Consider the following 14740-nt stretch of genomic DNA (forward strand, 5'->3'; position numbering starts at 1 on the left):
CCGGGGTGGCGTTGACAAGGGGACAAAAAACGCGGCGCGGAAATTTCCGCGCCGCTGAGAGCTTTAAAGCATTACCGGGCGTAGGCAGCCCGGCCGGTCTCGTAGAGGTTGCCGCCCTGGGCGTCGATGGCCACAGTGAGGGGCAGGTCTTCGACTGTCATCCGCTTGACTGACTCACATCCCAGGTCCTCAAAGGCGATGACCTCTGACGTTCTGATGCACCTGGCGATAAGGGCGCCCGCGCCGCCCACGGCGGCGAAGTACACCCCTCCGTTGCGGACTATGGCGTCTACCACGGCCCGGGACCGCTGGCCCTTGCCTATCATGGCCCGCAATCCCAGATCCAGAAGCCGGGGGGCGTAGGGGTCCATCCGGCTGGAGGTGGTGGGGCCGCAGGCGCCCACCGCCATGCCCTGCTGGCCGGGGGTGGGCCCGGCGTAGTAGATAACCGCATCCTTCAGGGGAAAGGGCGGCTCCCTGCCCTGGTCCAGCAGGGCGAAGATGCGCTTGTGGGCGGCGTCACGGGCGGTGTAAATGGTGCCCGACAGCAGCACCCGGTCCCCGGCACGCAAGGTCGGAGCTGCGGCAGGCAGCTGCCCGGTGGTAAGAGAAATGGTCTGTGACATGGCTTATTCCTCCGTCAGGGGCGTGGGGGCCTTGGGGGGCTCACCCTCACGGCAGACCTGGAGCAGCTTCTCCAGGGCGGTGTCGTGCTCGGCAAACTCGGCGGTGATGTGCTCCAGACTGCGGGCAACCCGGTCCAGCTCTCCGGAGGCGTGGGAGATGGTGGCGTCCACGTCGGTGCGCAGACGGTCGTACCCCGCCTCCACCCGGGTCAGCCACTGATTGACCTGCTCCCGGGTCTCCCTGGCCTTTTTCTCAGCCTCGGCCTGGACGGCCTGGGCCCGGTAGTGGGCGTCCAGCTCAATGCAGGCCACACGGTCCTTGACGCCGGCGTAGGCCTCGGCGTCCGCCTCCGAGCGGGACAGGCGGGACTGGGCGGCGGAGAGCTCCTCCTCCACCCGCACCAGCCGGGCGGTCTTTTCCTCCAGCTGGGCCCGGATGGCGTCCAGCGCGTCGCTCTTCTCCTTCAGCTCGGCGGCCAGGGCCTCGGCCCGGGCGGACAGCTCCTCCTCCCGGACGGCGGCATCCGCCGCCTTCTTCTCCGCCTCGGAGGCGGCCTTGCGGGCCTCCTCCAGGTCTCTGGTCAGAACGGCTACCTTCTCCCGGTGCTGCCGGGAGGAGGTCTCCACATAGTTCAGCACATCCTGCTTATGAAATCCGCCAAAGGCTACCGTGCGGAACTGCTGCTCACTCATATGAGACACCTCGTCTTTTTCTCAGAACTGCGGGCTGCTGCCCGCGGGTAAACTCCATGTTTTTCATTGTAGCATAGATTCAGAGACGATACAATCATTTATGCCGCCGTGACGGGGGGAAGAAAAAATTCTTCCTGCCGCTGAGATATTCCGCCGTTTCCCGGGGTATTATGGATGAAAAGCTTTTCAGGGAGGAGCCCGGGCATGGAGCAGCAGGCCTTCAACGCACTGGCACAACAGCATATGGACATGGTGTACCGTCTGGCGTTTCACTATCTCCGCTCACCCCAGGACGCGGACGACGTCACCCAGGAGACCTTTCTCCGCCTGTTCCGCCGCAGGGAGGGCTTCGACAGCGGAGAGCATGCCAGACACTGGCTGGTCCGGGTGGCGCTCAATGAGTGCAAGCGGCTGGCTATGTCCCCCTGGCGGCGGCACACTGAGCCGCTGGAGGAGTACGCAGGTACCCTGACCTGGGAGACGCCGGAGCAGAGCACCCTGTTCCAGGCGGTGATGGACCTGCCGCGGAAGTACCGCGTGCCCCTGTACCTCTATTATTATGAGGGGTACGCCGTCAGCGAGATTTCCGCCATGCTGGGGCGCAACCCATCCACCGTTCAGACCCATCTGGCCAGAGGGCGAGAACAGCTGAAGCATCTTTTCAAGGAGGAATGGAGCGATGTATGACAGAGAACTGTACCACGAGACCTTTTCCCGTCTCCACACCTCCCCGGAGACCAGGAGGAAAATTATGAATCTGAGTGAGAAACGTTCCCGCCGGTTTCAGCCCGCACGGGTGGCGGCGGTGGCGGCGGCGGCCGCCGTCCTGAGCATTACCGCCATGGCCGTGGCCTTTGGAGGCGGTATGCTGGACTGGTTCGGCAGGGAGTGGGACAGCTGGACAGGCCAGTCCCTGGGCGAGAACCAGACAGAGACCATCCAGCGACTGACCCAGTCCGTGGGGGAGAGCGCCACGGACGGAGATATCACCGTGACTGTGGACAGCATCACTGTGGGCACGGACAACCTGTGGGCCCTGCTGAAGGTGAGCGGCATGGATTTCTCCCAGCAGAAGGAGTACGGCTTCGGGGATGTCTCTGTGGAGATTACGCCTGACCCTGCCGATTTGTCAGCCGGCGTGGTGTCTTACGGCACCCGGCTGATGGGCGTGGATGAGAACGGGAGCCTCAATCTGGTCCTGGAGTACTTCGCCACCCTGCCCACCGACGCCCAGCTCAGCGCCGGCGGCTATACGCTGGAGCTCTCCCTGACCGGCCTGACCGAAGGAGGGTACGGCAGCGCGGAGCCTGAGATAGCGGCGGAGGGGACATGGCGCTTCTCCATCCCCCTGACCGTGGAGAGCCGCTCACCGGTGGTGACCATTGAGAAGGCGGAGGTGCCCTCCTGGAACCCGGCCACCGACGCATATTCCAGTGAGCCGGTGACTCTGACGGATATCCAGCTCTCTGACACCGGCATCCGCTTCCGGGCGGCGGGGGAGTTTATCTCCGATGTGTCCGCCGTGCTGGAGGACGGCACAGAGGTGCGAAACTCCGGCGGCGGAGGCGGCGAGGAGAAAGACGGAACCCACACGTTCTCCTACACCTGGGTGGTGCCGGTGGATGTGGAGGACATCGCCGCGCTCCGCTTTGGGGAGACCGAGATTCCGATAAAAAAATAAGAGGCAGCTTCAAGGGCGCTCCGTGCCATGGCACGGAGCGCCCTTTGGCCTGTTGAAACGACTTCTTCGACAGGCTGCTGCACTCTTTCAAGCTTTTAAAAGATTGAAAGAGTGGTTTGATTCCACGCAAAAGACAACCCTGACGGCTTTCTTTCACACGATCCTTCCCTCCGGAGTCTTGCACCGCAAGATGTATCAACAGTGCCCTTTTTCGCCCGGACTGGCAGAGCTGACCGAAGGCGAAGATGTAAAAAGCCGTTTTCCAGGCGGTTTTCGAATTGACGTTCCAGCAGAAGGGGTGATATAATATACTGATTTTGTATGCACATATGTTTTGAGGGATATGCTTATGTGGATTTCTGACAAGTGGAACGACTATGAGCTGATTGACTGCGGCGGCGGGGAAAAGCTGGAGCGCTGGGGCAAGTACACCCTGGTGCGGCCCGACCCCCAGGCCATCTGGAATACGCCCCGGGAGAACCGGCTGTGGCGGCGGCCTGACGCCCGGTATGCCCGCTCCTCCACCGGCGGCGGCCAGTGGGAGAAGAAGGACGTGCCCGAACGCTGGCAGATATCCTATGGGGATCTGACGTTCAACATCAAGCCCATGAACTTCAAGCACACCGGGCTCTTCCCCGAGCAGGCCGCCAACTGGGATTTTGCCCGGGAGCAGATTAAGAAGGCGGGGCGGCCCATCAGCGTGCTCAACCTGTTCGCCTACACCGGCGGGGCCACGGTGGCCTGCGCCGCCGCCGGCGCCAGCGTGTGCCATGTGGACGCGGCCAAGGGCATGGTGGCCTGGGCCAGGGAGAACGCCAAGTCCTCCGGCGTGGAGGACCGGCCCATCCGCTGGATCATTGACGACTGCGGCAAGTTTGTGGAGCGGGAGATCCGCCGGGGCCGGAAGTACGACGCGGTGATCATGGACCCGCCGTCCTACGGCAGGGGACCCTCCGGCGAGATCTGGAAACTGGAGGAGAATCTCTACCCCTTTGTGGAGCTGGTGGCCCAGGTGCTCTCTGACGAGCCCCTGTTTTTCCTCATCAACTCCTACACCACGGGCCTTGCCCCCTCGGTGCTGACCTACATTCTGGAGACCGTGGTGTCCAAGCGGCACGGCGGCCACACCGAGAGCGCCGAGCTGGGTCTGAGAGTCACTGAGACCGGTCTGGCGCTGCCCTGCGGCGCCACCGGCCGCTGGATGGCCGACCGGTAAAGAACGACAGGGAATGGGAGACAAGAAATGGCCAATTCCATTGTAAAAACCGAACATCTCCGCTTCTCCTATGAGGCCGAGGGAGGACTCTCCCCGGTGGTGCTGGACGGGGTGGACCTGGAAATTGAAGAGGGCAGCTTTGTGGCGGTGCTGGGTCACAACGGGTCGGGCAAATCCACTCTGGCCAAGCACATGAACGCCATCCTGCTGCCCACCGGCGGCAAGGTGTACGTGGACGGCATGGATACCTGCGACGACGACCTGCTGCTGGACATCCGCCGCACCGTGGGCATGGTGTTCCAGAACCCGGACAACCAGATTGTGGCCAACGTGGTGGAGGAGGATGTGGCTTTCGCCCCTGAGAACCTGGGCGTGCCCCCGGAGGAGATCCGCCGCCGGGTGGACGAGGCTCTCAAGCTGGTGGACATGTACGAGTACCGGGAGCACGCGCCCCATCTGCTCTCCGGCGGACAGAAGCAGCGGGTGGCCATTGCGGGCGTCATCGCCATGCGGCCCCGGTGCATCGTGCTGGACGAGCCCACCGCCATGCTGGACCCCATCGGCCGCAAGGAGGTACTCCACACCATCCGCCAGCTCAACCGGAATGCGGGCATCACTGTGGTGCTTATCACCCATCACATGGACGAGGCTGCCCAGGCCGACCGCCTGGTGGTCATGAGCAAGGGCAAGGTCATTGCCGACGGAGCTCCCCGGCAGGTGTTCCAGCGGGTGGAGGAGCTGAAGGCCGTGGGCCTGACGGTACCCGAGACGGTGGAGCTGTGCTGGGAGCTGCGGAAGGAGGGGCTGGATGCCCCTCTGGACGCCCTCAGCGACGAGGAGTGCGCCAAGGCGCTGTATGAGCTGATCACCCGGTAAACCGGCATATTTTGCGGGCGTTACCTCCATGAGAGGAATGCACCACTGATTAAAAAGGACTGAAGTCATTGGAAGCGATTATCCAGACAGAAAAACTCAGCCACATCTATTCCGCCGGCACCCCCTTTGAGCACGGCGCGCTGATTGATGTGGATTTCACAGCCTACCGGGGGGAGTATCTGGGCATCATCGGCCACACCGGATCGGGCAAATCCACCCTGATTCAGCACCTTAACGGCCTGCTTAAGCCCACCTCCGGCCGGGTGCTCTTTGAGGGAAAGGACATCTGGGAGACTAAGGAGCGCACCCATCAGACCCGCTTCCAGGTGGGACTGGTGTTCCAGTACCCGGAGTATCAGCTCTTTGAGGAGACAGTGTATAAGGACATCGCATTCGGTCCCCGGAATATGAAACTCTCCGAGGCGGAAATTGACCGCCGGGTCCGGGAGGCGGCGGCCTTTGTGGGGCTGTCCGACGCCATACTGGAGCAGTCTCCCTTTGAGCTGTCCGGAGGACAGAAGCGCCGGGTAGCCATTGCGGGCGTCATCGCCATGGAGCCCTCCGTCCTCATCCTGGACGAGCCAACCGCCGGCCTGGACCCGGTGGGCGTGGAAAATATCCTGTCCAATATCCACGACTACCATGTGGCCAAGAACGCCACCATCATTATCGTCTCCCACTCCATGGAGGAGGTGGCCCGGACGGTGGACCGGCTGGTGGTGGTCAACGACGGCCGCATTCCCTTCGCCGGTGCACCCTGTGAGGTTTTTGCCCATGAGGAGGAACTGATTGCCATGGGCCTGGGTGTGCCCCAGGTGACCCGGGTGCTCCACCAGCTGAAAAAGCTGGGCGTGGACGTGGACGACACGGTCTACACCATGGAACAGGCCAAAGCGGCTGTCATGGCGGCGTACAGAGCGCGGAAGGGGGCGGTGTAAGTGGCACTGAAGGACATTACCCTGGGGCAGTATTTCCCCGGGAACTCCATTCTCCACCGCCTGGATCCCCGGACCAAGATCCTCCTCACCGTCATGTATATCGTGGCCCTGTTCCTGGCCAAGCAGCTGGTGGGGTATGGTATCATGATGGTGGTGCTGGCCTCGGCCATTGCCGTTTCCAAGGTAAAACTGAAGACCATCTTCCGGGGCCTCAAGCCCATTCTCATCATTATCATCATCACTGCCTTCCTCAACCTGTTCTGGACGCCGGGACAGACCATCTGGAAGTGGGGCTTCCTCAACCTGACGGTGGAGGGCATCTGGTCGGCTGTCTTTATGGTGCTGCGCATTTCCATGCTTATCCTGTGCACCTTCCTGCTGACCTACACCACCTCGCCCATTCTCCTGACCGACGGACTGGAAAATCTGATGAATCCGCTGAAGAAGATTCATGTGCCCGTCCATGAGCTGTCCATGATGATGTCCATCGCCCTCCGCTTCATCCCCACCCTTATTGAGGAGACGGACAAGATTATGTCTGCTCAGAAGGCACGCGGCGCCGACTTTGATACCGGCGGACTGATGGACAAGGCCAAGGCTCTTATTCCCCTGCTGGTGCCCCTGTTCATCTCGGCGTTCCGCCGGGCGGACGAGCTGGCTATCGCCATGGAATGCCGCTGCTACCACGGCGGCGAGGGCCGCACCCGCCTGCGCCAGCTGAAGTACCGGAAGGCCGACGCAGCCTTCCTGGTGGGCGGATTGGCGGTCTGTGTGGCCGTAGGCGTGCTGGCCCACTTTGGCCTGTAAGAATTTTTAAGAAATTTCTAATGAAAGTTCTATGATTTTATGAAAAATATCGCGTTAAAATTGATGTACGTTGGGACGGCCTACCACGGATGGCACCGCAGCGTATAGCAAACGTGCCGGTGGCACGTTTGCAGCGTAGGCTCCGACGGCTATGCCGGCGGAGGGGAAGTAGGGCAGAAGCAGAGAGAAAAGGCGTGGGAGGCCGTTATGCGAAATATAGCACTAAAACTGATGTATGTTGGGACGGCCTACCACGGGTGGCACCGCAGCGTATAGCAAACGTGCCGGTGGCACGTTTGCAGCGTAGGCTCCGACGGCTATGCCGGCGGAGGGGAAGTAGGGTAGAAGCAGAGAGGAAAGGCGTGGGAGGCCGTTATGCGGAATATAGCACTAAAACTGATGTATGTTGGGACGGCCTACCACGGGTGGCAGATCCAGAAGAACGCTGTCACCATTGAGGAGACTTTAGAGAAGGCGCTGGCCACGGTGGTGGGCCACCCGGTGAAGTGCACCGGTGCTGGCCGCACCGATGCCGGCGTCCATGCGGAGACCTATATCGCCAACTTTCGAACCACCTCCACCATTCCCTGCGACCGTCTCCCTCTGGCGGTGAACACCCGCCTGCCGGAGGATATTGTGGTGGTTAAGGCCACGGAGGTTCATGATGACTTCAACGCCATCGGTTCCTGCATAAAAAAAGAGTACACCTATCGCATCTATAACTCCCGCATTCGCAACGCATTTTTTGTCAACCGGGTCTGGTTCTATCCCAAGCATCTGGACGAGAAGGTGATGCAGGCGGCGGCCGACCGGTTTGTGGGCACCCACGACTTTGCCGCTGTCCAGTCGGTGGGTACGGAAGTCCAGTCCACGGTGCGGACCGTGCACTACTTTAATATATCCCGCTCGGGAGATATGATTGAGTGCCGGGTGTGCGCCAACGGCTTTCTCTACAATATGGTGCGGGCCATGGTGGGCACTTGTGTCTACGCTGCAGAGGGTAAGTTCCCGCCGGAGGCGGTGAGCGATATTCTGGAGGGGCGCTGCCGCACGGCTGCCGGCCCAACCGCCCCTCCGGGCGGCCTGTACATGACCAAGCTGTGGTATGAAGAGAATGTGCTCTGAGGCGCAGAATTTTTAAGGAATTTGGTGCATACACATGAACGACAGACAGCCGGAGCCCGGCGGCAAGAAAAAAGGAAATATTCTGGTCCGTCTGCTGGCTTTCCTGGTAACGCTGGCGCTGATTTTCGGCGCGGTAACGCTGGTGGTCTACCGGGATCGGCTGAACTTTGACGTGATCCGGAGGTACTTTACCTACCGCAGCCTGGAGCGCAACGACAACGGCCAGGCCAAGTCCTTTGCACACGAGGGCAGCACGCGGGATATTTTTGTTTCGGCGGGGGAGAACCTGCTGGTGTGCTCCACCACCGGCGTGCGGCTGTTTTCCGGCAGCGGAACCCAATATGTGGACGAGCAGATTGTAATGGAGCAGCCGGTGGCCATGGCGGCTGGGGAGTGGTCCCTGGCCTACGATGCCGGCGGCAGCAGTCTCTACCTCTTCCGGGACAAGGAGAAGGTGTTTTCCCTGGGGGCGGAGGAGGGCAAGGATATTCTGTCCGCCCGGGTCAACTCTGCCGGCTGGCTGACCGTGGTGACCCAGGCTGCCAGCTACAAGGGGTCGGTGACTGTATATAATCCTCAGCAGCAGCCGGTGCTCCAGCTGAATCGATCCAGCGGCTTTGTCATGGATGCGGTGGTGACGGAGAATGGGGAGTATCTGGCCGCAGTCACCATCCGGCAGAGCGGCGCATCCTTTGACAGCAGCGTGGATCTCTACCGGCTGGACCGGACCGAGGAGGAGACAGAACCGGATGCCTCCAGCACTCTGGACGGCAGCGTGACCCTGGACCTGAGGCAGCAGGGCGACACACTGTGGGCCCTGGGGGACACGGGGGTGTACGCCATCTCGCTGGCGGAGAGGAATCTCGGGGAGCGAGAGGGCATGTACGGCTATCCGGACCAGTACCTGAAGGAGTTCTCGCTGGAGGGAGAGGGATATGCGGCGCTGCTGCTGGGTAAGTACCGGGCCGGCAGCCAGGCCCAGCTTCTGGTGACCGATGAGTCGGGAGCGGTGACCGGCGCCCTGGATATTGGGGAGCAGGTGCTCTCCCTGTCCGCGGCAGGGAGGTATATTGCCGTGCTCACTGCCGACCGGCTGGACATCTATACCGCGGATCTCCGGCTCTATGACAGCATGTCCGGCACTCAGAACGCCCAGAAAGTGCTTATGCGGGCCGACGGCACCGCGATGCTCATCGGTGCAAAAACTGCCCGGCTCTATATCCCGGACTGAAGTTAGAAACCTTTTTGAGATTCCATATGGAGGTTCCCATGGCTTATCTGATATTTGACATTGCAATTCTGGTCATTCTGGCACTTTTTGCCTGGCGGGGCGCGTCCAGGGGCTTTGTGCTCTCCCTGTGCGGCCTGTTGGCGGTGATCGTGGCCTTTGTGGGGGCCAGCTTCCTGGCCGGCCTGCTGGCGCCCAAGGTGGGAACCGCTTTGGAGCCAAAGTTTGCCCAGGCCATTGAGGAGCGGCTGGAGGAGCAATTCCAGCAGTCCGGCCCGGCGGGGGACGCCGCCGGCCAGGCGGAGGGAGAGAGCTACCCCCTGCAGGACGTACTGTCCGTGCTCAAGGACATGGGGCTCTATGAGGAACTGGTGGACACCATTGACCAGGCGGTACAGGACGGCATGACCACCGTGGCCGCCAACGCGGCAGCGGCCGTAGCCGCCGCCATCGCCCAGTCGGTGGCCTATACTGTGATCTTCACCGCCGCCTTTGCACTGATCCTCATCGCGTGGACCATTTTCTCCCACGCAGTGGACCTGGTGACAAAGCTGCCCGGCCTGAACTTCCTCAACAAGACCGGCGGGGCGGCGATGGGCCTGGTTAAGGGGGTTATTATCCTCTTCCTGGCGGCCTGGATCATCCAGTACACCGGCAAGCTTATCCCGGAGGAAACGGTTCAGCAGACCCATCTGCTCAAGTTCTTTATGACAACCAATCCCTTGGCGCTGCTCCAGGGGCTGTGACAGAGCATTTCCACCATTCCACACAAATGAAGGTGTTAACGATGAACGTGCCCAATTTTCTCTCTCTGCTCCGGCTGGCCATGGTGCCGGTCTTTGCGGTGGTATTCTTCCAGCCCATCCCCACAGCCCGATACTGGGCGGCCGGGGTATACGCCCTGGCCTTTGTTACCGACGTGGCCGACGGATACATCGCCCGCCACTTCAATCAGATCACCCGTCTGGGGCGGATTCTGGACCCGCTGGCCGATAAGCTGATGACCTTTACGGTGATTGTCTGTATCACAGTGGCAGGCATTATTCCCATTTGGGCGGTGGTCATTTTCTTCTGCAAGGAGGCCGCCATGGGCCTGGGCGCCCTGTCCATGCTCCACAAGATCGACGATGTGATCCCCTCCAATTGGCTGGGCAAAACTTCTACCTTCGTGTTCTTCGTGGTGTGCGCCGCTCTGGTGCTCTTTCCCCAGATTCCCCACAGCTGGGCGATTGGTATGATCTCCTTTGCCCTGGCCCTGACCATTTTGGCTTTTCTCTATTACCTGTGGCTATATATGAGCGTGCTTGGGAAAAAGAAATAAGGAGCCTCCGAAAAGGCTGGAAAATAAAAAACCAAGTAAATTACCAGAAATTCATACCCAGTTCACAATTTCGCACTAGAATTTTTTCTCCGGGGCAATACAGGGCCCCAAGGGGAGAAAATATCCCCCTTAAAGGAGCTGATCAATATGCAACCGACACTCTGTTCCAGATGTCATAAGAATGTGGCTGTTATTTTTATCCAGAAAATTGAGGGCGGGGAGACCAAGAGCGAGGGCCTCTGCCTCAAGTGCGCCCGGGAGCTGGGCATCAAACCTGTTGAGGACATGATGCAGAAGATGGGCATTACCGACGAGGACCTGGACGGTCTGACCAACGAGATGCTCTCCGCCTTTGGCGGCGCTGAGGGCATGGAGGGTCTGGTACCCCAGGGAGACGACTCGGACGGCGAGGAGGACGACGAGGGCCGTACGGCCACCTTCCCCTTCCTCAATAAGCTCTTCGGCGGCGCCCAGGGCGGCGACAGCCAGCCCAGCAAGGAGGAGTCCCGCCCCCGGGAGGACAAGCCCGGCAAGGAACGGGCCCCTAAGCGGAAATTTTTGGAGAACTACTGTATCTCCCTGACCCAGAAAGCCGCCGAGGGCAAGCTGGACAATATCGTGGGCCGGGATCAGGAGATTGAGCGTACCATCCAGATTCTCAACCGCCGGCAGAAGAACAACCCCTGCCTTATCGGCGAGCCCGGTGTGGGCAAAACAGCCATCGCTGAGGGTCTGGCCCAGCGGATTTATTCCGGCAACGTACCTTATAAGCTCCAGGATAAAGAGGTCTACCTGCTGGATCTGACTGCTCTGGTGGCGGGCACCCAGTTCCGCGGCCAGTTCGAGAGCCGGATGAAGGGCCTGATTGACGAGGTCAAGAAGCTGGGCAACATCATCCTGGTCATTGACGAGGTCCACAACATCGTAGGCGCCGGCGACGCCGAGGGCAGCATGAACGCCGCCAACATCCTCAAGCCTGCGCTCTCCCGCGGTGAAATTCAGGTCATCGGCGCCACGACCCTCACCGAGTACCGCAAGTACATTGAGAAGGACTCTGCCCTGGAGCGCCGGTTCCAGCCCATCATTGTGGAGGAGCCCTCCATTGAGGACGCGGTAAAAATTATTATGGGCATCAAGTCTTACTATGAGAAGTATCACTTCGTGTCCATTTCCCCCGAAATGGCCCGTATGGCCGTCACCATGAGCGAGCGGTACATCACCGACCGCTACCTGCCCGACAAGGCCATCGACCTCATTGATGAGGCCTGCTCCGACGTCAACCTCCACAACGCCAACCTGGCCCGGGAGGCCCAGCTGAAGAAAGAGCTGGAGCAGATCTCCAAGGAGCGGGAGGCTCTGGTGACCGAGGCCAACAGCCGGGACTTCAAGCGGCAGAGCGACTTGAAAGCAAACGAGAGCCGGCAGGGAGAGATCCGCCGGGAGCTGGCCAAGCTCACGGAGGAGCACAATGCTCTGGCTGCCGCCGGCGACCAGGAAGCCGGCATAAAGGACAATGAGCGGGAGCAGGCCCGCCTCCAGCGGGAGCTGCAGAAGCTGGTCCAGGACCGGAGCGCCCTCAACACCGCCTCCACCGGCGACGAGGACTATCAGCGCCTGGCCGTCATCAAGAGCCGGGAGCTCCAGCTCCAGCAGGAGCTGGACAAGCTGGAGGCCCAGAGCGCCCCGCCCCTGACCGTGGCCCACCTGGCCCGGGTCATCGAGCTGTGGACCAAGATTCCCGCCAGCCAGATTCAGGAGGCCGAGTACGAGCGCCTGGCCCAGCTGGAGACCCGCCTCAAAGAGCACATCATCGGCCAGGACGACGCGGTGAAGGCTGTGGCCGCCGCTGTCCGCCGCGGCCGGGTGGGCATCGCTTCCAAGCGCAAGCCCGTGTCCTTCATCTTCGTGGGCTCCACTGGTGTGGGTAAGACCGAGCTGGTCAAGCGGCTGGCCATGGACATGTTCCACTCCCCCGAGTCTCTCATCCGGCTGGACATGTCCGAGTTCATGGAGAAGTTCGCGGTCAGCCGCATCATCGGCTCTCCCCCGGGCTATGTGGGCTACGACGAGGCCGGCCAGCTGACCGAGAAGGTCCGCCGCAAGCCTTACTGCGTCATTCTCTTCGACGAGATTGAGAAAGCCCACCCCGACGTGCTCAACATTCTGCTCCAGATTCTGGATGACGGTCACATCACCGACGCCCAGGGCCGGAACGTGAACTTTGAGAATGCGGTCATCGTCATGACCTCCAACGCGGGCAGTGAGGCCAAGGGCTCCGGCAGCGTGGGCTTCGGCCGTACCGCCGCCGAGCAGGGCCGCGAGCGGGCCATGAAGGCCCTGGAGAGCTTCCTGCGGCCTGAGTTCATCAACCGGGTGGACGAGATTGTCTACTTCAAACGGCTCACCGAGGACAACTTCAAGGCCATCGCCGGCATCATGCTGGACGAGCTGAAGGGCACCCTGGGCGAGAAGAGCATCACCTTCACCTATGACGACAGCCTGCTGGACTACCTGGTGAAGAAGTCCTACTCCCTGACCTATGGCGCCCGCAACCTGCGCCGCCAGATTCAGAAGGACCTGGAGGACCCCATTGCCACCCGCATCATCGAGAGCTACCACAACCCCGTCCGTACCCTGCATGCCTCCTCCGACGGAGAGACCGTGCAGATTACCGGCGAATAAGCAGCATAAAAGGGCCCCGTCTCACAAAACTGAGACAGGGCCCTTTTTATGTCCTTATTGCTGGATGGTGCGGAGAATCTCGCCCTCGGCGGAGATGACGGTGATGGTGAGGGGAATGTGCTTGCCGGAGTTGGCCACGGCCAGCTCAGCGGCCCGCTGGATGCCGCCGCAGCAGGGCACCTCCATCCGGGCAACCGTGACGCTGCGCACGTTGTTGCGGCGGAAAATCTCGGTGAGCTTGTCGGTGTAGTCCCCCTCGTCCAGCTTGGGGCAGCCCACCAGCACCACACGGCCCCGGATAAAGTCCCGGTGGAAGGCGCCGTAGGCGTAGGCGGTGCAGTCGGCTGCGATGAGCACATCGGCGCCGCTGAGCCAGGGGGACATGGGGTTGACCAGCTTAATCTGCACCGGCCACTGCCGCAGCTCGCTGGGAATCTCACCGGCGGCAGCGGGGCGCTCCTGACGGTGAATAGCACGGCTCATGCTGCCTGGACAGCCGCAGGGCAGGGGAGCGGCAGCATTCTCCTTGGCCGCCTTGGCGGCCATGACGGCGGCGTGGTCATAGGCGGGGGCCTCCCGCTCCTCAAAGGTGATGGCTCCGGTGGGGCAGGCGGGGAGGCAGTCCCCCAGGCCGTCGCAGTAGTCCTCACGGAGCAGGCGTGCCTTGCCGTCCACCATACCGATGGCCCCCTCGTGGCAGGCCGCCGCACAGGCGCCGCAGCCGTTGCACTTGTCCGCGTCAATCTTGATAATCTTCCGAATCATAGGGAAAACCCTCCTTGTATTTGTAAGGAAAGCATACTATACTGGTATCAAATTTTCTGTTGCAGTTGCAACATGGGAGGAAAAAACATGGGGAAATTTCTGCCGGTGCTTCAGAGGTCGCCCCTCTTCGCCGGGATTTCAGAGCAGGATATGGAGACCATGCTGGACTGCCTGGGGGCGGTGGAGCGGAAATTCAGCAGGGGAGAGGCGGTACTCCGGGCCGGAGAGCCTGCCCGCTGGCTGGGTGTGGCGCTGTCCGGGCGGCTCCAGGTGTGCCGGGAGGACCGGGAGGGACGCAGAACCGTGCTCTCCTCAGTACCTCCGGCGGGTATCTTCGGCGAGGCTCACGCCTGCGCCGGGACAGCTGCTCTGCCGGTGTCGGTGTGGACGGTGGAGGACAGCGGTGTGCTGCTGCTGGACATCGCCCGGGTGGTAGGCGCCTGTCCCTCCTCCTGCGCCTTCCACAGCCGCCTGGTCACCAACCTGCTCTCCGTGCTGGCGGGGAAGAATATTCTCCTGTCTGCCAAGCTGGAGCATGTGTCCCAGCGGACCATCCGGGAAAAGCTGCTCTCCTACCTCAACGCCCAGGCGGCCCTGGCGGGAAGCGACTCCTTTGCCATCCCCTTTGACCGGCAGGCTCTGGCGGACTACCTCTGCGTGGACCGGAGCGCCCTGTCCCGGGAGCTGTCCGCCCTGCGGCGGGAGGGGATTCTGGAGGCGGAGAAAAACCGCTTCCGGCTGCTGCGGTAGGGAGAGAAAAATTTCCCCCGCATGTGAAACCT

Annotated in this window: 16 protein-coding genes; 13 read left to right on the forward strand and 3 right to left on the reverse strand. The window is 61.5% G+C overall.

Translation table 11 applies throughout. From position 1 onward, the window contains the following. Nucleotides 1-71: 71 nt before the first annotated feature. Together Q0K06_RS05220 and Q0K06_RS05225 are read right to left on the reverse strand one after the other, a co-directional pair. On the reverse strand, nt 72-626 hold the full coding sequence (locus tag Q0K06_RS05220) for a Fe-S-containing hydro-lyase (RefSeq protein ID WP_294549466.1): 555 nt from the start codon (nt 624-626) through the stop codon (nt 72-74). 3 nt (nt 627-629) lie between these two features. After that, the gene (locus tag Q0K06_RS05225) at nt 630-1319 is read right to left on the reverse strand and encodes a hypothetical protein (RefSeq protein WP_294549469.1); all 690 of its coding nucleotides are present in this window, start codon (nt 1317-1319) and stop codon (nt 630-632) included. Nucleotides 1320-1523: 204 nt separating this feature from the next. On the opposite strand from Q0K06_RS05225, the gene Q0K06_RS05230 reads away from it, so the two are divergent. From Q0K06_RS05230 to Q0K06_RS05285, 12 genes are all read left to right on the forward strand, one after another. Next, nucleotides 1524-2006: a sigma-70 family RNA polymerase sigma factor gene (locus Q0K06_RS05230; RefSeq protein WP_294549473.1), complete on the forward strand. Its 483-nt coding sequence runs from the start codon at nt 1524-1526 to the stop codon at nt 2004-2006. Next, nucleotides 1999-3000 carry a DUF4179 domain-containing protein gene (locus Q0K06_RS05235; protein ID WP_294549476.1) on the forward strand — a complete coding sequence of 334 codons (1002 nt, stop codon included), beginning with the start codon at nt 1999-2001 and terminating at the stop codon, nt 2998-3000. The genes Q0K06_RS05230 and Q0K06_RS05235 overlap by 8 nt, the downstream gene beginning before the upstream one ends. 52 nt (nt 3001-3052) lie before the next feature. After that, on the forward strand, nt 3053-3307 hold the full coding sequence (locus Q0K06_RS05240) for a hypothetical protein (protein WP_294549479.1): 255 nt from the start codon (nt 3053-3055) through the stop codon (nt 3305-3307). A gap of 42 nt (nt 3308-3349) precedes the next feature. Beyond that, a complete protein-coding gene (locus Q0K06_RS05245) occupies nt 3350-4216 on the forward strand; it encodes a class I SAM-dependent methyltransferase (RefSeq protein ID WP_294549482.1) in 867 nt (288 codons plus the stop codon). 27 nt (nt 4217-4243) lie between these two features. Further along, nucleotides 4244-5092, forward strand: coding sequence for an energy-coupling factor transporter ATPase (locus tag Q0K06_RS05250; protein ID WP_294549485.1), 849 nt, complete (start codon nt 4244-4246; stop codon nt 5090-5092). 68 nt (nt 5093-5160) lie between these two features. Continuing rightward, on the forward strand, nt 5161-6030 hold the full coding sequence (locus Q0K06_RS05255; RefSeq protein ID WP_294549488.1) for an energy-coupling factor transporter ATPase: 870 nt from the start codon (nt 5161-5163) through the stop codon (nt 6028-6030). Next, nucleotides 6031-6837, forward strand: coding sequence for an energy-coupling factor transporter transmembrane component T (locus Q0K06_RS05260; RefSeq protein ID WP_294549492.1), 807 nt, complete (start codon nt 6031-6033; stop codon nt 6835-6837). Nucleotides 6838-7212: 375 nt separating this feature from the next. After that, nucleotides 7213-7962, forward strand: a complete 750-nt coding sequence (gene truA / locus Q0K06_RS05265; RefSeq protein ID WP_294549495.1) for a tRNA pseudouridine(38-40) synthase TruA — start codon at nt 7213-7215, stop codon at nt 7960-7962. 34 nt (nt 7963-7996) lie between these two features. Beyond that, the gene (locus tag Q0K06_RS05270; protein ID WP_294549498.1) at nt 7997-9193 is read left to right on the forward strand and encodes a DUF5711 family protein; all 1197 of its coding nucleotides are present in this window, start codon (nt 7997-7999) and stop codon (nt 9191-9193) included. 38 nt (nt 9194-9231) lie between these two features. Beyond that, nucleotides 9232-9936, forward strand: a complete 705-nt coding sequence (locus tag Q0K06_RS05275) for a CvpA family protein (protein WP_294549501.1) — start codon at nt 9232-9234, stop codon at nt 9934-9936. Nucleotides 9937-9977: 41 nt separating this feature from the next. Then, nucleotides 9978-10511: a CDP-alcohol phosphatidyltransferase family protein gene (locus Q0K06_RS05280; protein WP_294549504.1), complete on the forward strand. Its 534-nt coding sequence runs from the start codon at nt 9978-9980 to the stop codon at nt 10509-10511. Between the two features lie 147 nt (nt 10512-10658). After that, the gene (locus Q0K06_RS05285) at nt 10659-13193 is read left to right on the forward strand and encodes an ATP-dependent Clp protease ATP-binding subunit (protein WP_294549507.1); all 2535 of its coding nucleotides are present in this window, start codon (nt 10659-10661) and stop codon (nt 13191-13193) included. A 54-nt stretch (nt 13194-13247) separates the two neighbouring features. Here the strand turns inward: Q0K06_RS05285 and Q0K06_RS05290 are convergent, their stop codons facing one another. Beyond that, nucleotides 13248-13958 carry a 4Fe-4S binding protein gene (locus Q0K06_RS05290; RefSeq protein ID WP_294549510.1) on the reverse strand — a complete coding sequence of 237 codons (711 nt, stop codon included), beginning with the start codon at nt 13956-13958 and terminating at the stop codon, nt 13248-13250. 87 nt (nt 13959-14045) lie between these two features. Between Q0K06_RS05290 and Q0K06_RS05295 the strand changes: the two genes are divergently transcribed. Beyond that, a complete protein-coding gene (locus Q0K06_RS05295; RefSeq protein WP_294549513.1) occupies nt 14046-14708 on the forward strand; it encodes a Crp/Fnr family transcriptional regulator in 663 nt (220 codons plus the stop codon). Nucleotides 14709-14740: the final 32 nt, after the last annotated feature.

The organism is uncultured Pseudoflavonifractor sp. (assembly GCF_944387805.1).
In the GTDB taxonomy this organism is placed as follows: Bacteria; Bacillota; Clostridia; order Oscillospirales; family Oscillospiraceae; genus Pseudoflavonifractor.

Bases quoted from the DNA above. Each gene is read 5' to 3' on its own strand.
- Q0K06_RS05280 (WP_294549504.1), top strand. From the start codon at position 9,978: ATGAACGTGCCCAATTTTCTCTCTCTGCTCCGGCTGGCCATGGTGCCG.
- Q0K06_RS05275 (WP_294549501.1), top strand. From the start codon at position 9,232: ATGGCTTATCTGATATTTGACATTGCAATTCTGGTCATTCTGGCACTT.
- Q0K06_RS05225 (WP_294549469.1), bottom strand. From the start codon at position 1,319: ATGAGTGAGCAGCAGTTCCGCACGGTAGCCTTTGGCGGATTTCATAAG.
- Q0K06_RS05250 (WP_294549485.1), top strand. From the start codon at position 4,244: ATGGCCAATTCCATTGTAAAAACCGAACATCTCCGCTTCTCCTATGAG.
- Q0K06_RS05290 (WP_294549510.1), bottom strand. From the start codon at position 13,958: ATGATTCGGAAGATTATCAAGATTGACGCGGACAAGTGCAACGGCTGC.
- Q0K06_RS05230 (WP_294549473.1), top strand. From the start codon at position 1,524: ATGGAGCAGCAGGCCTTCAACGCACTGGCACAACAGCATATGGACATG.
- Q0K06_RS05270 (WP_294549498.1), top strand. From the start codon at position 7,997: ATGAACGACAGACAGCCGGAGCCCGGCGGCAAGAAAAAAGGAAATATT.
- Q0K06_RS05245 (WP_294549482.1), top strand. From the start codon at position 3,350: ATGTGGATTTCTGACAAGTGGAACGACTATGAGCTGATTGACTGCGGC.
- Q0K06_RS05220 (WP_294549466.1), bottom strand. From the start codon at position 626: ATGTCACAGACCATTTCTCTTACCACCGGGCAGCTGCCTGCCGCAGCT.
- truA (WP_294549495.1), top strand. From the start codon at position 7,213: ATGCGGAATATAGCACTAAAACTGATGTATGTTGGGACGGCCTACCAC.
- Q0K06_RS05235 (WP_294549476.1), top strand. From the start codon at position 1,999: ATGTATGACAGAGAACTGTACCACGAGACCTTTTCCCGTCTCCACACC.
- Q0K06_RS05285 (WP_294549507.1), top strand. From the start codon at position 10,659: ATGCAACCGACACTCTGTTCCAGATGTCATAAGAATGTGGCTGTTATT.
- Q0K06_RS05295 (WP_294549513.1), top strand. From the start codon at position 14,046: ATGGGGAAATTTCTGCCGGTGCTTCAGAGGTCGCCCCTCTTCGCCGGG.